At 65.5% G+C, this 20734-nt stretch carries 21 protein-coding genes; 9 read left to right on the top strand and 12 right to left on the bottom strand.

All coding sequences use genetic code 11. From position 1 onward, the window contains the following. Nucleotides 1–18: 18 nt before the first annotated feature. From IEV62_RS05490 to IEV62_RS05525, 8 genes are all read right to left on the bottom strand, one after another. Nucleotides 19–366, bottom strand: coding sequence for a hypothetical protein (locus tag IEV62_RS05490; RefSeq protein ID WP_188445867.1), 348 nt, complete (start codon nt 364–366; stop codon nt 19–21). A gap of 545 nt (nt 367–911) precedes the next feature. Then, entirely contained in the window at nt 912–1745 is an 834-nt protein-coding gene (locus tag IEV62_RS05495) for an EamA family transporter (protein WP_188445868.1), read from the bottom strand. Between the two features lie 50 nt (nt 1746–1795). Beyond that, on the bottom strand, nt 1796–2749 hold the full coding sequence (pip, locus tag IEV62_RS05500) for a prolyl aminopeptidase (RefSeq protein ID WP_188445869.1): 954 nt from the start codon (nt 2747–2749) through the stop codon (nt 1796–1798). Nucleotides 2750–2785: 36 nt separating this feature from the next. Further along, on the bottom strand, nt 2786–4078 hold the full coding sequence (locus IEV62_RS05505) for a metal-dependent hydrolase family protein (RefSeq protein WP_188445870.1): 1293 nt from the start codon (nt 4076–4078) through the stop codon (nt 2786–2788). 55 nt (nt 4079–4133) lie between these two features. Continuing rightward, nucleotides 4134–5723, bottom strand: a complete 1590-nt coding sequence (locus IEV62_RS05510; protein WP_188445871.1) for a cisplatin damage response ATP-dependent DNA ligase — start codon at nt 5721–5723, stop codon at nt 4134–4136. Between the two features lie 54 nt (nt 5724–5777). Then, the gene (locus tag IEV62_RS05515; RefSeq protein WP_229732837.1) at nt 5778–6287 is read right to left on the bottom strand and encodes a Dps family protein; all 510 of its coding nucleotides are present in this window, start codon (nt 6285–6287) and stop codon (nt 5778–5780) included. A 97-nt stretch (nt 6288–6384) separates the two neighbouring features. Continuing rightward, nucleotides 6385–6936, bottom strand: coding sequence for a TMEM165/GDT1 family protein (locus tag IEV62_RS05520; protein WP_229732838.1), 552 nt, complete (start codon nt 6934–6936; stop codon nt 6385–6387). A 22-nt stretch (nt 6937–6958) separates the two neighbouring features. After that, nucleotides 6959–7282, bottom strand: a complete 324-nt coding sequence (locus IEV62_RS05525; protein ID WP_188445874.1) for a hypothetical protein — start codon at nt 7280–7282, stop codon at nt 6959–6961. A gap of 173 nt (nt 7283–7455) precedes the next feature. Between IEV62_RS05525 and rpmG the strand changes: the two genes are divergently transcribed. After that, entirely contained in the window at nt 7456–7623 is a 168-nt protein-coding gene (rpmG, locus tag IEV62_RS05530) for a 50S ribosomal protein L33 (protein WP_010162189.1), read from the top strand. A gap of 219 nt (nt 7624–7842) precedes the next feature. Here the strand turns inward: rpmG and IEV62_RS05535 are convergent, their stop codons facing one another. Further along, complete coding sequence (locus IEV62_RS05535; RefSeq protein ID WP_188445964.1) at nt 7843–8214, bottom strand: response regulator; 372 nt, start codon at nt 8212–8214, stop codon at nt 7843–7845. A 48-nt stretch (nt 8215–8262) separates the two neighbouring features. Here IEV62_RS05535 and IEV62_RS05540 point away from each other — a divergent pair, with 48 nt between their 5' ends. The 7 genes from IEV62_RS05540 to IEV62_RS05570 all read left to right on the top strand — a co-directional run bounded on the left by IEV62_RS05540 (nt 8263) and on the right by IEV62_RS05570 (nt 16177). After that, complete coding sequence (locus tag IEV62_RS05540; RefSeq protein WP_188445875.1) at nt 8263–8544, top strand: DUF3572 domain-containing protein; 282 nt, start codon at nt 8263–8265, stop codon at nt 8542–8544. Beyond that, the gene (locus IEV62_RS05545) at nt 8541–9185 is read left to right on the top strand and encodes an HAD family hydrolase (protein WP_188445876.1); all 645 of its coding nucleotides are present in this window, start codon (nt 8541–8543) and stop codon (nt 9183–9185) included. The genes IEV62_RS05540 and IEV62_RS05545 overlap by 4 nt, the downstream gene beginning before the upstream one ends. Next, nucleotides 9182–9649, top strand: coding sequence for a RidA family protein (locus tag IEV62_RS05550; protein ID WP_188445877.1), 468 nt, complete (start codon nt 9182–9184; stop codon nt 9647–9649). The genes IEV62_RS05545 and IEV62_RS05550 overlap by 4 nt, the downstream gene beginning before the upstream one ends. Nucleotides 9650–9719: 70 nt before the next feature. After that, nucleotides 9720–11531 (top strand): DUF885 domain-containing protein, encoded by a 1812-nt coding sequence (locus IEV62_RS05555; protein ID WP_188445878.1) that lies wholly within the window; start codon nt 9720–9722, stop codon nt 11529–11531. A gap of 196 nt (nt 11532–11727) precedes the next feature. Then, nucleotides 11728–12555: a universal stress protein gene (locus IEV62_RS05560; RefSeq protein WP_188445879.1), complete on the top strand. Its 828-nt coding sequence runs from the start codon at nt 11728–11730 to the stop codon at nt 12553–12555. Further along, nucleotides 12552–15107, top strand: coding sequence for a cation-translocating P-type ATPase (locus tag IEV62_RS05565; protein ID WP_188445880.1), 2556 nt, complete (start codon nt 12552–12554; stop codon nt 15105–15107). Before IEV62_RS05560 ends, IEV62_RS05565 begins: the two co-directional genes overlap by 4 nt. After that, nucleotides 15104–16177, top strand: coding sequence for an AI-2E family transporter (locus IEV62_RS05570; protein ID WP_188445881.1), 1074 nt, complete (start codon nt 15104–15106; stop codon nt 16175–16177). Before IEV62_RS05565 ends, IEV62_RS05570 begins: the two co-directional genes overlap by 4 nt. On the opposite strand, the gene cydX is transcribed toward IEV62_RS05570, so the two are convergent. Genes cydX through IEV62_RS05585 form a run of 3 tightly spaced genes read right to left on the bottom strand, consistent with a single transcriptional unit; the run spans nt 16178 to nt 19044 of the window. After that, nucleotides 16178–16285: a cytochrome bd-I oxidase subunit CydX gene (gene cydX / locus IEV62_RS05575; RefSeq protein WP_188445882.1), complete on the bottom strand. Its 108-nt coding sequence runs from the start codon at nt 16283–16285 to the stop codon at nt 16178–16180. 11 nt (nt 16286–16296) lie between these two features. Continuing rightward, the gene (gene cydB, locus IEV62_RS05580; protein ID WP_188445883.1) at nt 16297–17445 is read right to left on the bottom strand and encodes a cytochrome d ubiquinol oxidase subunit II; all 1149 of its coding nucleotides are present in this window, start codon (nt 17443–17445) and stop codon (nt 16297–16299) included. Nucleotides 17446–17466: 21 nt separating this feature from the next. Then, entirely contained in the window at nt 17467–19044 is a 1578-nt protein-coding gene (locus IEV62_RS05585) for a cytochrome ubiquinol oxidase subunit I (RefSeq protein WP_188445884.1), read from the bottom strand. Nucleotides 19045–19167: 123 nt separating this feature from the next. On the opposite strand from IEV62_RS05585, the gene IEV62_RS05590 reads away from it, so the two are divergent. After that, nucleotides 19168–20721 (top strand): ATP-binding cassette domain-containing protein, encoded by a 1554-nt coding sequence (locus tag IEV62_RS05590; protein ID WP_188445885.1) that lies wholly within the window; start codon nt 19168–19170, stop codon nt 20719–20721. Nucleotides 20722–20734 lie beyond the last annotated feature (13 nt).

Genomic DNA, 20734 nt, shown 5'->3' on the forward strand with positions numbered 1-20734 from the left:
GACGTTCCCCGATATGGCTCAACGGAACACGCGCAATAGGGCGCTAACGGTCTTCGATACTTTTGTGCGGAGCCGTGTCCGATCTACGGTACGGGGCGTCCCGGCGCGATGGTGGCGCGGCTGCGTGTAACTCGACGCATTTCGAGTTTCGCTAAGAACTTGCCGCATCGAGTCGAACCAATCCTCTAAAATCCACCGGGCTTGATCACGCATCTCGGCTGCATCTGGCGGCGACAGCCGTGCAGCAATCGCGTCCACTTCGGCGAAGAAGCGAAGCACATGGCCACTGTCGTCGCTGGCACCAAAACAATCAAAAGCGCCCTGCATATGGCGACAGACGATCCGCCTCATCTCGTCGTCGGTCATGAAATCCCCCGCTTTAACGCCTCGAACTCACCCCCCACGCATCGCCTCCCCGAAACTTTCGTCGAGCCGAGATGTAAGGGCAAAACCCCGGCTCGGTTGCCCGATCCGCGGCGCAGCAACCTTTTCTCCGCCGATCCTAAGACGATGCGGAGGCGAGAATTCCGCACTCGTTGATCTGAAAGATGAGTCCGATGCTCTTCGGGGCCGAGCCGGGTCTGGCAGTGAAATTCGTGGACGTTTGAACGGCGTGGGCACGCAAGAAATCGTTCTCCAAAATGCCCGCCAACAGCAGTTTTCCAGCAGCACCCGACCTCCGCTGTCCTACATCAGTCGAGTCTGTCACTATCGCCGCGGCTCTTTCAAACCGTCGATTCGTCAGGCCGTCCCCGCGCAGTGAAGAACAGCGTGGATGGCGTAACCTTTGTGACTTTAGCGCGGGTCCATCAGGCGTTCTCCGACACGCCCTGTCCGCCCGCGCCCACCTACCATCGCGGACCGTCGAGCACCGCGTCTATGCCTAACCTTAGCCTAAACTTCCGCAGCTCTCACCCCACCAGAATCAACGCCGCCCCCGCCAGAATTCCCAGCACGCCAACCACCCGTCCCCAGGTCGCGCGTTCCTTCAACACCAGGATCGCGATCAGCAACGCGGTCACCATCCCCGTCTCGCGCAGCGCGGCGAGCGGTGCGGTCGGTCCCAACGACAAGGCATAAACCGCGCCGCCATAGGTGAACACCGACAGCAGCCCCGCGATCATCCCCGGCTTCCACTGCGCCCGCGCCGAGGTGAAGATGCCACCCCGGGTTAACACACCGAACAAGGCGACGACGACGAAGCCCATCTGCACGAAGACCCAGACGATATAGCTCGCCGGGGTGGGCGCGGCGCGCACGCCGATCGCGTCGATCACCGTGTAACTCGCGATCAGCGCGCCGGTCAGCAGCGACCAGCCGAGCGCCGCCCGCCCGATATGCTTGCCCGACACCATCACGAACATCGCCGCGCCGATCACCGCGATCCCGGCGATCTGCCCCTTGGTCGCATGATCCCCCAATATGCCGATCGACACCCCCGCGGTAATCAGCGGTGCGGTGCCACGCAGCACCGGATAGACCGCCGAAAGATCGCCGATCGCGTAGGCGCGGACCAGTGCGTAGAGATAGATGGCGTGCAGCACCGCACTCGCCGCCAGCCAGCCCCACGCGCCAGTCGGCAAGGGCACAAAGGCGATCGCGGGTAGCAGGATGATCGCACCGGTCGCATCGGTGATCGCGCGCCCCGCCGCCTTATCGCGCCCACCCTTGATGATCGCGTTGACGACGGCGTGGATCGACCCGGACGCGATCATCAGCAGGGCGGCAAGCGTGAAGGGGGCCATCGACGGCGCCTGCCCGTCGCGGCCCCCCGACGCAAGCACCGCGCAAGCGCTCAGCCGTCGGCGAAGCGATCGGTCGCGCGGATCAGCTGATCGAGGATGCCGGGCTCATTATAGGCATGGCCCGCGCCCTCGATCAGGTGAAAATCGGCCTCGGGCCACGCCTTGTGCAGCGCCCAGGCATAACGCGCCGGGCATGGCATGTCGTAGCGGCCATGGACGATCGTGCCTGGAATGCCGCGCAACCGCCCCGCATCGCGCAACAATTGGCCGTCCTCCAGCCACGCATCATGCACGAAAAAGTGGTTCTCGATCCGCGCAAAAGCAAGCGCGAAATGGCCGTCGCTAAACGCATCGGACAGGGCCGGATCGGGCAGTAGCGTGACCGTCTCACCCTCCCACAGCGTCCACGCCTTGGCTGCTTCCAATTGCCGCGCCGTATCGTCGCCGGTCAGCAACCGCCGATACGCCCACAGCATATCGCCGCGCTCTTCGGGGGCGATCGGCGCGACGAACGCTTCCCATTTGTCCGGGAACATTTCGGACACGCCAAACTGATAATACCACGCGAGTTCAGGCCGCGTCGCGGTATAGATCCCGCGCAGGATCAACGCACTGGCGCGCTTGGGATGCGTCTCGGCATAGGCCAGCGCGAGCGTCGACCCCCACGATCCGCCGAACACCAGCCAGCGCTCGACCCCGACCATCGCCCGCAGCCGCTCGATATCGGCGACGAGATGCCACGTCGTATTCGCCTCGAGCGAAGCGTGCGGCGTCGACCGGCCGCAGCCGCGCTGATCGAACAGCAGCACGTCGTAGCGCGCCGGATCGAACAACCGCCGATGGCTGGGCGAAATGCCACCGCCGGGGCCACCGTGCAGGAACACTGCCGGCGTTCCGCCCGGCGTCCCGCACCGCTCATAGGCGATGCTGTGTCCATCGCCGACGTCGAGCATCCCCGTCGCATAGGGTTCTATCTCAGGGTAAAGCGTGCGGAAATCGTTCATGAGGAATAGGTACCCCGCGCGACTTCCGCTGTCACGCTACCGCATCGGGATCACGCGGCCCTGCACCATCACATAGCCGACATGCAGCACCGCCGCCGGATCAACCAAAGGATCGCCCGTCACCGCGATCAGATCGGCCGATTTACCCACCTCGAGCGTCCCCGTCTCCGCCGACAGGCCGAGCAAGTCCGCCCCACCCTTGGTCGCCGCGATCAGCGCGTCGCGCGGGGTCATGCCGCCCTTGCTCACCATCAGACCGAGCTCCTCGCCATTGCGGCCATGCGGGAAGACCGCGGCATCGGTGCCGAGCGCAATCGGCACGCCCGCCTTATAGGCGCGGTTGAGGCCCTTGCCCCAGACGGCGAGCGTCGCGCGGCCCTTCGCCTCGGTATTGGCGGTGTAGCGCCCGGTGCCGAGATACATTTGCAAGCCGCTGAACGCCATCAGCGTGCCGCTGTAATAGGTGCCGTGCGCCTTCATCAACGCGACGCCCGTATCGTCGATGAACGTGCCATGCTCGATCGAATCGACCCCGGCGCGCACTGCCGCGGCGATGCCCTTGGCGCCATGCGCATGCGCCGCCGCCTTCAGCCCCAATTGGTGCGCGGTATCGCAGATCGCCTTCATTTCCTCATCGGTAAAATGCTGTTCGAGCCCGATCTTGCCATCGTCGAGCACGCCGCCGGTCGCATGGAATTTGATCACATCGACGCCGTACGCTGCGATCCGCCGCACCGCTTTGGCGCATTCCTGCGGCCCGGTGCAGACCCAGAATTGCTCGCCCGTCGCATCGATCGCGGCGCGCAGATCGGGGTTGAGCCCGACCGTGCCATCGCCATGCCCGCCAATGATCGACAGCGCCGGCCCCGCGACCAAAATGCGCGGACCGGGGAAGCTGCCCTCCTTCACCGCATCGCGCATCGCCAGGCTGGCGAGCGCCCCGCCGCCGAGATCGCGCACCGTCGTGAACCCGGCGCGCGCGGTGATCAGCGCGTTCTTCAGGCCGACCGTCGCGGCATAGGGTTCGGAATATTTCGGGGTCAGCCCCTGATACCACGGCTCCCCCGCATTGCCGGTCAAATGGACATGCACGTCGATCAGCCCAGGCAGCACGGTTTGCGTGCGCATGTCGACCACGGTCGCGCCGTCGGGCGCGGTCGCGCCATCGTCGATCCGCACGATCTTGCCATCGGTGACGATTACTGTGGAGGCGCCGCGTTCGGGCTTGGAGGCATCGACGATCAGATGCCCCGCCTGGATCGCGAAGGTTTCGGCATTTGCCGTGTTTGCGGTGAGCAAAGCCATGGCAGCGATCAGGAAGGTGCGCATCGTGTCCCCTATATTTTTTCAGCAACGTAGAAGGTTGCAGGCACAAGTCGAGGGCTCAGACGATCATCCGCTTGAGGCCCGCCACCGTATCCGCTTCGCCCGCAGGCTTGTCGGTGCGGATCCGGGCGATGCGCGGGAAGCGCATCGCGACCCCCGATTTGTGCCGCTTCGACTCGTGGATTGAATCGAACGCAATCTCGAGCACCAGCGTCTTTTCGACCTCGCGCACCGGGCCGAACCGGCCGGTCGTATGGTTGCGCACGAACTGGTCGAGCCGCTTCAATTCCTCATCGGTAATCCCCGAATAGGCCTTGCCGACCGGCAACAACTCGCCCGTCTCGGTCCAGCAGCCGAAGGTATAGTCGCTATAGAAAGACGAGCGCCGCCCGCTTCCGCGCTGCGCGTACATCATCACGCAATCGGCGGTCAGCGGATCGCGCTTCCATTTGTACCACAGGCCCGTTTTGCGCCCGCCGACATACGGGGAATCGCGGCGCTTGAGCATCACCCCCTCGATCGCGGCATCGCGCGCGCCGGCGCGGATACTCTCCAGCGCAGTAAAATCCTCCGCGACGATCACCATGCTGAGATCGAACCGACCCGGATCGAGTGCCCCGGCAAATGATTCAAGCCGCGCGCGACGGTCCGACCATGGCGAGCCGCGCAAATCCTCCGCACCATCGAACAGGATATCATAGAGCCGCACGAACGCCGGCGCCTCGGCCAGCATCTTCGCCGACACAACCTTTCGCCCGAGCCTTTGCTGGAGCGCGTTGAAGCTCGCCGCGCCGCCTTCTTCGGTCGCAGTCCCTTGGGCGTCGCCCTTCACCATCAACTCACCATCGACCACGCCGTACGTCGTGAAATCGCGCGCCACTTCCGGGAAGCTCGCGGTGATGTCGTCGCCAGTGCGGCTAAAGAGCCGGGTCTGCCCCGCCACATGGACGATCTGGACGCGAATCCCGTCCCATTTCCACTCGGCGGCATAGTCGGCAAGATCGACCCGCAAATCCTCCAGCGGATGTGCGAGCATGAACGGGCGGAACACCGGTACATCGGCAGCGGTCGGCTGCGCGCCCCTGCCCTCGGCCCAATCGAACAAAGCGGTGTAGGGCGCATCGATGCCATGCCAAACTTCCTCGACCGCTTCGACATCGAGGTCGAAGGCTTGCGCCAGCGCAGTCTTGGCAAGCCGCGACGACACGCCGATCCTAAGCGCCCCGGTCGCCATCTTGAGCAAGGCGAAGCGCTCATCGGCATCGAGCCGGTCGAGCATCCCGGCCAGCACCGCCGGCGTATCGGATCGGGAAAGGGCGGAGAGGCGATCGACCGCTTGCGCGATGCTCAGCGGTTCGGTGTCGCGCGTGAATGGCGGCGTCGGCCACAGCAACGCGATCGTCTCGGCCGAATCGCCAACATAATCGCGGCTCATCCGGTACAATACCGGATCGACCCGCGCCTCGATCAGCGCGCGGATCACGGCGGGTTTCACGCCCGGCAGATCGAGCTCGCCCGTCAATGCCGCCATCGCCCAGCCGCGATCGGGATCGGGCGTCGCGCGCAGATAATCGACGATCAGCTTGAGCTTGGCGTTGCGGGACCGCGTGTAGATCAAGCGGTCGAGAAGATCGGCAAAGGCGCGCATAATGCTTTAACATGGGCGCTGGCGGTGCGTTCCGCCAGCGCCCATGTAACCAGATCAGCCCTTGCGGCCGGCCTCGAACAAGAACCAGGCGCGGCGCTCGGCCTGATCGGTCCAATCGTCGATCATCGCGCTGGTCGCGTTGTCCTTGGCTTCATCGGCGATATCTTTGGCTTCGCGCAACGCGGCGACGAGCGCGAGATTGTCGTCGCGCAATTCGCTCAGCATCGCATCCGGCCCGACGAAATCGGCGTCATTGTCCTTGATCGTCTGATGGCGCGCGATGTCGCCGATCGAGCGCAGCGTGGTGTTGCCGGTCTTGCGTACGCGCTCGGCAATGTCGTCGGTTCCGGCGAAGATCTGAGTCGCCTGATCATCGAGCATCAGATGATAGTCGTGAAAGTGCGGGCCAGAGACGTGCCAGTGAAAATTCTTGGTCTTGAGATACAGCGCGAAGGTGTCGGCGAGGATGCCGTTGAGCGCCTCGGCAACGGTCTTGGTCGCGTTGCTGGTCAGGTCGCTGGGGGTCTTCAAATCGGTCGGGGTCTTGGGTGCGTCGGCGGCCACAATGTATCTCCTGTGGGATGGTTCGTTGCGGAAACGATCCGATGGCGGATTGGGTCCGGGCCGACCGAGACTAATTTCGATCGTGACCATCGAGCGCCTAGATCAGCCGCAGCGCCGCCAGCCCCTGCACCACGCCAAAGGCGGTCAGCGCTGCCGCCGCGCTCAGCCGTATCGCCACGGTCGGCAAGCGGCGCAGGTTGCGCTCGCCCAGCACAATCGCCGGGATGGTGACCGCCAACGCACCCAGCGTCGCACCGACCGCGGCAAGCGCCGGCGTCTCGCTGCGCGCGGCGAGCGCTGCCGTGATGAATTGCATCCGATCGCCAAACCCGAGCAGGCCGATCGCGATCAGGCTCAAGAGAAACGCGCCGCCGCGCCAGTCGCGGTGTTTGGCGGGCCTGAGCGGCCAGAAAGCGGTGATTCCGCCCGACACCAGCGCCACCGCCAGCAACAGACCCTGCGCATTGGGCGACAGCAGTGGCGCGATAAGCACGCCCCCCACGACGCCGAGCGCATTGCCGAGCGCGAGCGCGAGCGCGGTCGCGGCGATCACTGCACTTTTGTTGGCATAGCGATCGCCGAGCATCGCCGCAGTCCACGGCGTGCGGTCGCTCGCCTGGGTCAGGAGCGCCGCAACGAGCGCGGCCATCAACGCATCCATGTGGCGTGCGTCAGCCGCTCAGCCGAACCGAACAGGCGGCGAGATAGGTTTCGCAGGCAGGGCCGTCGTGCCGGTCGCACGCCACCGCATCGCGCAGGATGTCCAACCAGCCGATCACCAAGGCCCCACGCTCGCCGCGCGCCAGCGCCGCTTCGATCGCGTGCGTCACCGCGACGGCGGGATACAGGCCATGCGGGAGGGCTGCCGCCCGAATCGCATCGACCTCGCTGGCGAGCGTCGCGATCGACACGGTCCGGGCGCGGTGACCGATCCCCGCGACTCGCGCGGCGAGTTCGGCCTGGACCGGATCGCGTGTGGCGTATGCAGCATCCATCGCTAACACCTCTCTGCGTGCTACGCTGCGCCACAACGGGTAAACATCGCCTTAACCCATCGCAAAACGACCGCCATGCTTGACATCGCGACCCGCTTCCGCCATCGGGCAGCGCTTGGGAGCGGCGACCGGTTCGCCGCTTTTTCCTTTTCGTAATCACAGGAATTCAGGTCATGGCAAAGCCGACCACGGTCAAGATCAAGCTCGTCAGCACGGCGGACACCGGCTTTTTCTACACCACCAAGAAGAACCCGCGCACCAAGACGGAAAAGCTGAGCTTCAGCAAGTACGATCCCGTCGTGCGCAAGCATGTCGAGTTCAAGGAAGCCAAGATCAAGTAACGTTGGAGCCCGGCTACGTCCGGGCGGTGCGCAGCACCAACGTTACCGGCCGGCGTCGGCTGGCCGACGACCGACGACGCGGCTTTGCCGCGGCGAGTTCAACACTTCTTACAGCTTCTCACCCGGCGTGGCACAGCCACGCCGTCGGTCGGATCGGGCGATAGCCCGTCCGCCGTCCGGCGTTGTCAATGCGCTACCGCGCACCACCGATGAGCGCCGCTAATCGGATTTGAGCAACGCCTGCACCGCATCGACGAAGCGCATCAGCGAAATCGGCTTCGACACATAAGCGTCCGCCCCCGCCGCGCGGATGCGTTCCTCATCCTCGCGCCCGGCATAGGCCGTCACAGCCATGATCGGGATGCTGCGCAAAGCGTCGTCGGCCTTCAACTGCACGATGAGGTCAAAGCCGCTGACATGCGGCAGCTGAATATCCATTACGATCAGGTCGGGCGCGAAGGCCCGCGCCGCCGCCACAGCCTCGCGCCCGTCACGCACTCCCTCGGTCGTATATTCGTGCGCGCGCAGCAGATCGCAGAAAAGTTTGAGGTTGAGTTCGTTGTCCTCGACAACGAGCACCCTTTTTGCCACCGCGGGGCTATCTTCCGCCATCTCTTCGTCCATGGGGCTTCCTACGCAATGCGCGACGCCAAAACAAATCCCGACGCGGCACAGATCGCTCTGCGCGCGCTGGTGTGGATTTTGGCCGAGCCCGATCGTGCGCAACGCCTGCTCGACACCACCGGCCTCGACCCGCAGGATCTGCGTGCGCGCGCCGGAGAACCGGCGGTGCTGTCAGCGGTGCTCGGTTTCCTCGAAAATTATGAACCCGATTTGCTCGCCTGCGCGAGTGACCTCGGCGAACCCCCACAGGCGATCGTCGCGGCCCGTGCCGCGCTCGATCCGGAGTATTACGAATGAAGGGTCTGCTGATCTGCGATTGCGACGAAGTGCTGCTCCACATGGTGCGGCATTTCGGCGTTTGGCTGCGCGAGCGTCACGATATCGACTTCGCGATCGACGGCGGCGATTTCGCCTCGAGCATGCGCCGCCGGGATGGCGGCCCGTCGCCGACGCAGGAGGAGATGTGGGAGCTGCTCCACGGCTTTTTCCCCAATGAGATGGGCCGCCAGACGCTGGTGCCACACGCCCGCGAAGCGCTCGCCGCATTGTCGGAAGTGGCCGATGTGGTGATCCTGACCAATCTCGCCGATCACAATCGTGCGCCGCGCATCGCGCAATTGCTCGGGCACGATATGGAGTATCGGGTCGAGACCAATCAGGGCGGCAAGGGCGATCCGGTGGCGCGGCTGGTCGCCGAATTCGGCCATCCCGTTACCGTGTTCGTCGACGATCTCGCGGTGCACCACACCTCCGTCGCGAAGCACGCGTCGGGCGTGTTCCGGCTCCACATGGTGTCCGAGCCAAGCCTTGCCCCACATGTCGCGCCCGCCGCCGACGCGCATGCGCGAATCGACGACTGGCAAGCCGCACAAGCCTGGATCACCGAGCGTTTCTCCGCCGGCGTGCCGGCTACCGTCCCTGAAAGGATTCCCGCATGACCGAACGTGTCGATCGCAAACTTGCCGAACTCGGCCTCGCCCTCCCCGCCGCCGCCGCGCCGGTCGCCTCCTATGTCCCCACCGTCAATGCACACGGCATGCTGCACATTTCCGGACAATTGCCGTTTCGCAATGGCGCGGTGATCACCGGACGGCTGGGTGAATCGGTCGATCTCGCCGAGGGCACCGCCGCCGCGCAGGCCTGCGGCTTGATGCTCGTCGCGCAGATCAAGGCCGCGCTCGGCGGGCTGCACCGCGTCGAGCGGATCGTGAAATTGGGCGTGTTCGTCAATTCGACCGCCGATTTCACTGACCAGCCCAAGGTCGCCAATGGCGCATCGGATCTGATGGTCGCGCTGTTCGGCGACGCCGGCAAACACGCCCGCAGCGCAGTCGGCGTCGCGTCGCTCCCGCTCGGCGCGGCGGTCGAGGTCGATGCGATCGTGCAGATTACGACGGCCTGACCCACTCCGCACTGGCGCCATGGCGCAAACCCCGGCTAGAACACCCCCCTGTCTATCAAGGGGTTGCTGCATGGATCGTCGTCAAATGCTGGCCGCAGGGGGCGCTGCGGCGCTGACCGCTTCGTTGCTTCCCGCCAAGGCGTTTGCGGCGGCGGGGGCGGGCGATGCCGCGCTCAATGCCGAATTCGAGCGGATCTTTCAGGATGCGGTAACGCGTTCGCCCGAGCTGGCCACCTCGCTTGGGCTCGACAAGGGGCCGCTTGTCGCTGCCAAGGGTATGCTGTCGCCGCGTACGGTTGCCAAACGCCAGGCCGATGTCGCGCAGACCAAGGCGGCGCTCGCGCGGCTGGCGAAGTTCCCGGCGGCGAACCTCTCGCCCGCGGCGCAGCTCAATCTCGAGGTCGTGCGCTATTCGCTCGGCACGCAAATCGCCTCGGCCGATCGCTTCGGGATCGACAGCCCGATCCGCCCGTATCGCATCTTCCAACAAGGTGGTGCCTATTTCTCGACCCCCGATTTTCTCAACACCGCGCATACGATCGCGGTGACGGCGGATGCCGAGGCGTACCTTTCGCGGCTCGAACAATTCGCCACCGTGCTCGATCAGGAAAGCGTGCTGCAAGCCGAGGAAGCAAAGCGCGGGCTTCTCGCCCCCGCATGGTCGCTCGATCTGACGCTCGGCCAGATGCGCAAGCTGCGCGAGCAACCGGCGGAAAGCGCGAGCATCGTGCAATCTTTGGTCAAGCGCGCCGCCGCCAAGGGCATCGCCGGCGACTGGCAAACGCGCGCCGCGAAGATCGTCAGCGACAAGATCTACCCCGCGCTCGACCGCCAAATCGCGTTGATCGAACGGCTCAAGCCCACGACTAAGCCGGGCGACGGCATCTGGCGCGTGCCGAATGGCGAGGCGATCTATGCGATGGCGCTCGCCCAGGCGACGACCACGACGATGACGCCCGACGAAGTCCACGCCCTCGGCCTCGCGCAAGTCGCCGAGATCACCGCACAGCTCGACACCATCTTGCGCGCGCAAGGCTATACCAATGGCACCGTCGGCGAACGGCTGGCAAAATTGAACGTCGCGCCCGATCAGGTCTATGCCAATACCGCAGAGGGCCGCGCCGCGCTGATCGCCGGTCTCAATGCCGGGGTGAAGGCGATGTACGCCAAACTGCCGCAAGCTTTCACCACGGTACCGACGCAGCCGCTCGAAATCCGCAGCGTGCCGGTCGAGATTCAGGATGGTGCGTCGAACGGCTATTATAACCGCGCCTCGCTCGACGGGTCACGCCCCGCCATCTATTTCGTCAATCTGAAGGATGTCGGCGACTGGCCAAAATATACACTGCCCTCGCTCACGTTTCATGAGGGCGTGCCGGGGCATCATCTCCAGATCAGCCTCGCGCAGGAATCGCAGGCGATCCCCACACTGCGCAAGATCGGCTTCTTCTCAGCTTACTCCGAAGGCTGGGCGCTCTATGCCGAGCAGCTTGCCGACGAGCTCAACGCCTATGCGTCCCCGCTGGAGCGCGCCGGATATCTGCAATCCTTCCTGTTCCGCGCGGTGCGGCTGGTGGTCGATACCGGCATTCACGCCAAGCGCTGGAGCCGCGAAAAGGCGACCGATTATATGGTCGCCACCACTGGCTTTGCGCGCCCGCGCACGCAGCGCGAGATCGAACGCTATTGCACGCAAGCCGGCCAAGCGTGCAGCTACAAGGTCGGCCACATGGCGTGGACGCGCGCACGCGCCAAGGCGCAAGCCGCGCTCGGCGACCGGTTCGACCTGAAGCAATTCCACGACATCTTGAAGGAAGGCGCGATGCCGCTCACGATTCTGGAGCGCCGGGTCGATCAGCGCATCGCCGCGCTACGGGGCTAATGGTCAAAGGCGAGTGATTGCGCGCCGCCGGCTGCGTAGATTTCGTCCCTCGCCGGCAGCGTTTGATCCATGACAAGGCCGCTGCACGCAAGCAGCGTAGACCGGTTGCGGCGGATTCCGCCCGACAGCACGCGCTCGCCATCGTGATGCGGACGCGCGCCTGTCGAACCCTCGACGCTGATCAAAGGAGCGAACCATGATCAAGGACATCCTGCTCGTTATCGACGATTCGGTGCGGGCCGATCCGATCATCCATGCAGCCTGCGCGCTGGCTGAACGCCTCGCGGCCACGCTGACGATCGAGATTTTGAGCGCCGGACCGATCCTCATCCCGACGCTCGCGCCGATGACCGAAATGTATATCCCCACCGCCGAGCTCGCGCGCGATCAAGCCGTGCGGATCGAGGCGGTCTCCGCGATGGTTGCGACCTCGAACGCAACCGTTCGCGTGGTCGGGCTCCACGACGATCTGTTCATGCTCGCCGACCGTACCGGAAAAGCCGGGCCGATCGCCGATTTGATCCTGATCGGCGACGCCGATTTGTGGGCGGTCGCGTGGCTGCGCGGACGGATTGCCGAGACCGTCGTCATGGGCAGTGGCACGCCACTGATCATCCTGAGCGGCGCGACCAGCCTGGCACCGGTCCACCACGCGATGATCGGCTGGAAGGACACGAGCGAGGCGCGCCGCGCGCTCCACGATCTGATCGCGGTGATCACCCCCCACGCCAAGGTCGATGTCGTCGGAGTCGGGCGCAACGAGGCTGCCCTGCCTGCAATCCTCGACAGCACGGACGAAGTCGTCCGCCATCTGCGCGCGCACGGATTCGACGCCACGCCGCACGCCATTGCCGCCAATGGGCAAAGCGATGCCGAAGCGCTTCAGGGTTTCGCGCTGCGTCAGGGCGCTGACTTGCTGGCGGTTGGCGCGTTCGGCCATTCGCGGTTGCGCGAAGTGGTGTTTGGCGGCGTCACCCGCGCGCTGATCGAGCATCCGCGCTTGCCGGTGTTACTGTCGCGGTGAGCGCGTCCGCGCCGCGCACTGGGCTTATCGCCGCTGCGGCGCGCGAACGGCTTGCGCAGGATGGCCCCAACGAACTGCCGCGCGCCGGGCAACGATCGATCCTGCGGATCGCGCTCGAAGTGTTGCGCGAACCGATGCTGGCGTTGCTGCTGGCGGGCGGAATTGCCTATCTTCTGCTCGGCGACCGCGTCGAAGCGCTGATCCTGCTGGCGTTTGCGACCTTCTCGGTCGTCGTCACGGTGGTGCAGGAAACGCGGACCGAACATGTCCTGGAGGCGCTGCGCGACCTGTCGGCACCGCGCGCGCTCGTCATTCGCGATGGCGCGCGCGTTCGCATTGCCGGGCGCGATGTGGTGCGGGGTGACCTGATCGTGCTCGAACAAGGCGATCGGATCGCCGCCGATGCAATGCTGGTCGCGGCCGCCGATCTCCAGACCGACGAATCGCTGCTCACCGGCGAATCGCTGCCGGTCGGCAAGATCGCCAGCGCTGCCGATACGACCGCCGCGCCGCATCGTCCCGGCGGCGAGGGTCAGCCTTTTGTCTATTCCGGTTCGCTCGTCGCGCGCGGCAGCGGCATTGCGCGCGTGCTGGCGACCGGTCCGCGCAGCGAGATCGGCAAGATCGGTCAATCGCTCGGCACGCTCGAGACCGAAGCGCCGCGGCTGCGGCGCGAGACCACCCGGATCGTCACCTGGTGCGCGGCCGGTGGCGCGGCGGTGTCCATGCTCGTTGTAGTGCTGTTCGGGCTGTTGCGCGGTGGCTGGATCGAGGCGGTGCTGGCAGGGATCGCGATCGGCATGTCGATGCTGCCGGAGGAATTCCCCGTCGTGCTCACGGTCTTCCTCGCCATGGGTGCGTGGCGGATTGGCAAGGTCGGGGTGCTGACGCGGCGTGCCTCGGCGATCGAGACTCTCGGGTCGGCGACCGTTTTGTGCACCGACAAGACCGGCACGCTGACCGAGAACCGCATGTCGGTCGCCGAACTGTGGTTGCCGACGGGGGAGATCTTCGCCGTCGGCCCCGACACTCCGTTGACTGGACCGTTCACCGACCTGATCGAGATCGCAGCGCTGGCCAGTGCGGTCGAGGCGACCGACCCGATGGAGATCGCGCTGCATGCCGCCCGTGGCACCGGCACGTCGGGCGCGAGCCTCGCCTACGCTTATGCACTGCGCTCCGAATTGCTGGCGATGTCGAACGTGTGGGACGATGGCACGGCCTTGATGATCGCAGCGAAAGGCGCACCCGAGGCCGTTGCGGACCTGTGCAAGCTGACGCCCGAAGCCCGCGCCGCGCTGACCGAAGCGGTCGAGGCGATGGCGACGCGCGGGATCCGCGTGCTCGCCGTCGCGACCGCCGCCGCGCCCGACCGGGACTGGGCGGAAACACAGGCTGGGTATGCGTACACGCTCACCGGGCTGGTCGGCCTCGCCGATCCGCTGCGTGCCAGCGTGCCGAGCGCGGTCGCCGAATGCCGCAGCGCGGGCATCCGTGTGGTGATGATCACCGGCGATTATGCCGCGACCGCGCGCTCGATCGCGACGCAGGCCGGGATTGCCGCGGGCGACGTGCTTACCGGCACAGATCTGGCGGCACTCGATGATACCGCACTGGCCGAGCGGCTGAAGACCGTCACGGTGTTCGCGCGGACCATGCCCGAACAGAAATTGCGGATCGTCCAGGCGTTCAAGGCAGGCGGCGACATCGTTGCGATGACCGGCGACGGCGTCAACGATGCGCCGTCGCTTAAGGCCGCGCATATCGGCATCGCGATGGGCAAACGCGGCACCGATGTCGCGCGTGAAGCCTCGGCCATGGTGCTGCTCGACGACGATTTCGGGTCGATCGTGCAATCGGTCCGGCTCGGGCGGCGCATCTACGACAATATCCGCAAGGCAATGGCGTTCATCTTCGCGGTGCACGTGCCGATCGCGGGCCTCGCTTTACTGCCATTGCTTTTCGGGATGCCGATCCTGTTCGGGCCGATCCATATCGCGCTGCTCGAAATGGTGATCGACCCGGTGTGTGCACTTGTGTTCGAGGCCGAGCGCGAAGAAGATGACATCATGCACCGCCCACCCCGCGATCCCGCCGAACCGCTTTTCTCGCTGCCGATGGTCGTGTGGAGCGTGTTTCAGGGCGGGCTGGCCTTTGCGATGCTGGCGACGGTGTTCCTGGCGGAAAGCGGATCGGGCATGCCCGAGGCCGAAGTCCGCGCGCTGATTTTCTTCGCACTGATCGCCGAGATTGTCGCGCTGATCCTGGTCAACCGCTCGTTCAGCGCGTCGCTGGGCGAGGCGCTGCTCCGGCACAATGCCGCGCTGCGCTATGTCGGCACGGCGATTGTCGGGGTGACGGCGCTGATCCTGTTTCTGCCGGCTGCGCAGACCTTGCTGAAGTTCGGGTCGATCGCGTGGATCGATATGGGTTTCGCGGTTGCTCTGGGGCTCGGGCTGTTGCTGCTGCTAGAAGCGTGCAAGCCCTTCGTCCGGCGCGGTCTGGTGCGCACGGCACCGACGCCGGGACGCGGTCTGCCGGCCGCCGGATGAACGACGGCGCGGCACTCGGCATCACGGCGGGGCGCCTATTCCTGCTGACGTTGGTGGTTCTGTCGACGCTCGCCTTCCTCTGGCTGGTCGCGCCATTTTCGGGCGCAATTCTGTGGGCGGTGATCGCCGCGGTGCTGTTCGACCCGCTCAACACGCGGTTGCTGCGCGCGCTGCCCGGGCGACGCAATCTGACGGCGTTGACGACCTTGCTCGTCATCACCGCTGTAGTGGTCGTCCCGGCCATGCTGCTCGGCGCGGCGTTGGTGCGCGAGGCAACGACCTTCTACGCCCGCCTGCGCAGCGGCGACATTGATCCGGGTCGTATCTTCGTCGAGGCGCAGGCGCATATGCCCGAATGGATGCGGCGCTGGCTGTTCGATGTCGGCCTGAGCGATCTCGACAGTCTTCGCGCGAAGATCGGCGCGGGCTTCGCCAGCAGCCTCCAGAGCGTAGTCGCGCAAGTGTTGAACCTCGGCCAGGGCGCGTTCGGCTTCTTTCTCGCGCTCGGCGTGATGCTGTATCTGACCTTTTTCCTGTTGCGCGACGGGCATGCGCTGGTCGCGCGGATCGAAGCGGCGCTTCCGCTGACGGGCGCGCACCGGGCGGTGCTGGTCGCCAAACTCGTCGCGGTGATCCGCGCGACGATCAAGGGGAGCCTGATCGTCGCGATCCTGCAAGGCACGACCGGCGGCATTGTGTTCTGGGTGCTCGGCCTGCCGGGCGCCTTGCTATGGGGCGTCGCGATGGGGGTCTTTTCGCTGTTCCCCGCGATCGGCACCGGGCTGATCTGGGTGCCGGTGACGCTCTATCTGCTCGCCACCGGGGCGATCTGGCAGGGCGTGGTGCTGTTCCTGTGTGGCTTCTTCATCATCAGCAGCGTCGACAATGTCGTGCGCCCGATCCTGGTCGGGCGTGACGCGCGCATGCCCGATTATGTCGTGCTCATCTCGACGCTTGGCGGGTTCGAGCTGATGGGCTTTAACGGCTTCGTCATCGGCCCGGCAATCGCCGCCTTGTTCATCGCAGTGTGGCAGATCGTGGGCGACACGTCGGACGCCCCGGCCGCCTGATCATTCCGCCGGGTCGATCGGCTCGCTGTGAAACTCATGCCACACGCCGTTCAAGATACCGAAGCAGACGGCGAGGCCAACGCCCAGAATCCACGCAAAATACCACATGATCAGAGTCCTCAATAAAAGTCGGGGTTGCCGCGGACTTGCGCGATCATCACGCGGCCGAACATCACGCGATACGCCCAGCTGGTGTAGAGCAGCACGATCGGCAGGAAGACCGCCGTCACCAGCAGCATCGTGAACAATGTTCCGTGGCTCGACGACGCATTCCACACCGTCAGGCTGGAGCCCGGATCGATCGAGCTCGGCAGGATGAAGGGAAACATCGACAGGCCGACCGTCGCGATGATTCCGACGACCGCGAGCGAGGAGCCGGCGAAGACCAGTACGGAGCGGCGACCGCGCAGCGCAACCAAGGCGATGAGCGGGCCGACAAAGCCCAGGATCGGCGCGATCAGCATCAACGGATGGCCTGTAAAGTTCGTCAGCCACCCGCCCGCGCGCGCGACGGTTTGCGTCAGATGCGGGTTCGACGGCCCGCCAGTATCGACCGTACCGACCTGCGCGAAGCCCATGCCGGACCAGGCCACCAGCATGCCACCGACGGCGAACAAAACGATCGTCAGCACCGCCGCCGCCTGCCCGAAGCGGCGCGCGCGATCCTGCACCACGCCGGGCTCGAGCTTCATCGTCAGCCATGCCGCGCCGTGGAGCACCAGCATCGCGACCGACAACAGCCCGGCCAGCAGCGTGAAGGGGGTGAACAGCCCGAGCAGGCTGCCATCATAGAAACTGCGCAAATCGCTATCGAGCCGGAACGGTGCGCCCAGCAGCACATTGCCGACCGCGACGCCGAACACCAAGGCGGGCACGAAACCGCCGACGAACAACGCCCAGTCCCAGCGCGCGCGCCACGCCGGATCGGGCCGTTTCGAGCGATATTTGAACCCCACCGGCCGCAGGATCAGCGCCGACAACACCAGGAACATCGCGAGGTAGAAGCCCGAGAAGCTCACCGCGTAGACGAACGGCCACGCCGCAAAGATCGCCCCGCCGCCGAGGATGAACCAGACTTGGTTGCCCTCCCACGTCGCGCCGATCGTGTTGATCACGATCCGCCGTTCCTCATCGGTGCGCGCGACGAACGGTAACAAGGACGCGACGCCGAGGTCGAACCCGTCGGCCAGCGCAAAGCCGATCAGCAAGATGCCAAGCAGCGCCCACCACAGGATGCGCAGCGTTTCATAGTCGAGCGGAATGGACATAGCGTGACTCCTGGCGCCGGATTATTCGGCGGGGATGGCGTGGAGGGGGTGCGGCTGCGCGGTCTCGCGCGGCTGCCACGGGACGTAGCGTTCGGGCCCCTTGCGGATCGTCGCCAGCATCAGCCGCACTTCGATGAAGGCGAGGATGCCGTAAAGCAGCGTGAAGCCGATGATCGTCGCCCAGATTTGCGGGACGTTCAGGCTCGATGCGCCGAGGAAGGTCGGCAACACGCCGTCCACCGCCCAGGGCTGACGCCCGATCTCGGCGATGATCCAGCCAAGCTCGATTGCGAGCCACGGCAGCGGCATGACGATCACGGCCGTGCGCAGGAACCAGCGCTGGTCGAACACGCGGCGGCTCGACAGGATGAAAGCGGTGGCGAAGAAGGCGATAAAGCCGAACCCCAGCCCCGCCATCACGCGGAACATCCAGAACATCGCCGCAACATTCGGCACGGTCGACCACGCAGCCTTGTCGATCGTTGCGGAATCGGCGGTGCGCGGATCGGTGACAAAGCGTTTCAGCAGCAGCGCATAGCCAAGATCACCCTTGGTCCGCTCGAACGCTTCGCGCGCCACCAGATTTTTCGGATCGACCTTCAGTTTCTCGACTGCATCATACGCCGTCACGCCGTTGACGATCCGGCCGCGCGCGCGCGCCACCAGGGGGAAGATGCCAGCAACCTCGCCGCTGATGCCGCGCGTTGCGATCAGCCCCATGACGTAGGGAATCTTGATCTCATAATCGGTCGAGCGGCCCGAATTGGACGGAATTCCGAAAATGGCGAGCCCAGCCGGACTCGGCTCGGTGTGCCACATCCCCTCGATCGCGGCGAGTTTCATCTGCTGGTTTTCGGTCAGCGTATAGCCGCTCTCATCGCCGAGCACGACGACGCTGAGCGACGAGGCGAGGCCGAAGGCGGCGGCGACGGTGAAGCTGCGCCGCGCGAATTCGACGTGCCGCCCTTTGAGCAGATAGAAAGCCGAAATGCCGAGCACGAACACGCTGGCGCAGACATAGCCCGCGCTCACCGTGTGGACGAATTTCGCTTGTGCGACGGGATTGAAGATCACCGCGATGAAATCGGTCACTTCCATCCGCATCGTCGCGGGGTTGAACACCGACCCGACCGGATGCTGCATCCAGCCATTGGCGATCAGGATCCACACCGCCGACAGGTTCGATCCGAGTGCGACCATGATCGTCGTCAGCAAATGGCCGCGTTTCGACAGGCGATCCCACCCGAAGAACATCACGCCGACAAAGGTCGCCTCGAGGAAAAAGGCCATCAGCCCCTCGATCGCGAGCGGCGCGCCGAACACGTCGCCGACATAATGCGAATAATAGGACCAGTTCATCCCGAATTCGAATTCCATCGTCAGGCCGGTCGCGACGCCGAGCACGAAATTGATCCCGAACACCTTCGCCCAGAAACGCGTGATATCGCGCCAGATCGGGCGATCGGTGATCACATAGACGCTCTCCATGATGACCAGTATGAACGACAGGCCGAGCGTGAGCGGCACGAACAGGAAGTGGTAGAGCGCCGTCAGCGCGAATTGGAGCCGTGATAGCTCCACGACAGCCATGCTCGTCATGCGGGACCCTCATTATTCCGCCAAACGGGGCGGTGGCCGGATCACAGCGCTTTAGGGGATTGATCGATCGTCCGGTTTGACCGGAATCAAAGCGGACCAGGAATAACCGGCCATTACAAGCGTATGAACAGAACATCGTCGGCGGGATTTCTCTGGGTGTTCGATGTGCTGGGGGCGGCCCTGTTCGCCTTCGGGATCGCCAGCGCGGTCGGCCATTTGGCGGGGGGGGCAGCACCGGGGATTACCGCCTATCTCGCGATCCTGCTCGGCACGCTCATGCGCGCCGGCACGATCATTGCCGTCCACCGCGTCGCGATCGACGCAGCGCAAGCCAGCAGCGCTGCGCTCCGTGGGCGGCTGATCCCGCAGTTGCTCGGCGGCGTCCTCCCCCGCCCGATCCTCGCCGGTGAAAGCGCGACCTTTGCGATCGATCATGTCGCCGCGATCGAAGCGTCGAACGCCCGCTTCGCGCCGGTGCGGCTGCATGCGGCACTCGGCCCGGTGCTGGTGATGGCGATCGTCGCCGCTGTGAGCTGGGTCGCCGCCCTCATCATGCTGCTCACCCTGCTGCCGTTCGTGCTGGGGATGATCCTCGCCGGGTCCGCCGCGCGTCAGGCGTCGGAGCGGCAGTTGGCCGCGCTCTCCGCGCTCTCCGGGCTGTTCGTCGATCGCTTGCGCAATTTGGCCCTGATCCACCATTTCGGCGCGGAGGAGCGCGTTGCGCGGCAAGTCAGCGCGGCGACGCGCGCGGTGGCGGACCGCACCGTGCTCGTGCTGCGCGCGGCCTTCCTGTCGGGCGCGGTGCTGGAATTCTTCGCCGCGCTCGCGGTCGCGCTGATCGCGGTCTATTGCGGGTTCAGCCTGCTCGGCCTGTTGCCCTTCCCCGCGCCCGAGACCCTGACGCTCACCAGCGCCTTCTTCGTGCTGGCGATGGCCCCCGAATTCTATTTGCCGATGCGGCGTCTGGCGGCCGCGTATCATGAGAAACAACTCGGCGAGGCGGCGACCGCGGCGCTTGCGACGATAGCGCCCGAACAGCCAGTGGCGGCTCGGCCGACCGGCATGTTCACCGGCTTGCACGTCGCCAGCCTGCGCCTCGACTGGCCCGGCGTGACGATTGGCCCGATCGCTCTGACACTCGGCTTGCGCGATTTGGTCGTGCTCACTGGTCCCACCGGCAGCGGCAAGACCAGCGTGCTCGCAGCGATTGCCGGGCAATGCGCACTTTCGGGCGGCAGCGTGGCGACCGCAAACGGCTGCGCGCTCGATCCAGCGGATATTGCTTGGGCAGCGCAGCGCGCGCTCCTGCTACCGGGCACGCTGGCCGACAATATCGCGCTGGCCGCACCGCACGCGACGCCGGAGATGATCCGCGCGGTCGCCGACCGGGTTGGCCTTGGCGCCTTGCTCCGCGACCGGTGTGAGGGGCTGAACCTCCAAATCGACCATCGCGGATCGGGCCTGTCCGGCGGCGAACGCCGCAGGATCGGCCTCGCACGCGCAATCCTGTCGGGGCGGCCGTTGCTGCTGTGCGATGAGCCGACCGCCGATCTCGATGGCGACAGCGCAGCCGAGATCCGCGCGCTGCTGCTGGACCTGTCGCGGGAGCGGTGTCTGCTGGTGGCGACGCACGATCGCGTCCTTGCCGCTGCCGCGCGCCTCGTGGTGGCGCTATGAACATGCGCCCCAC

The sequence above is a fragment of the Sphingomonas psychrolutea genome (assembly GCF_014636175.1).
Lineage (GTDB): Bacteria > Pseudomonadota > Alphaproteobacteria > Sphingomonadales > Sphingomonadaceae > Sphingomonas > Sphingomonas psychrolutea.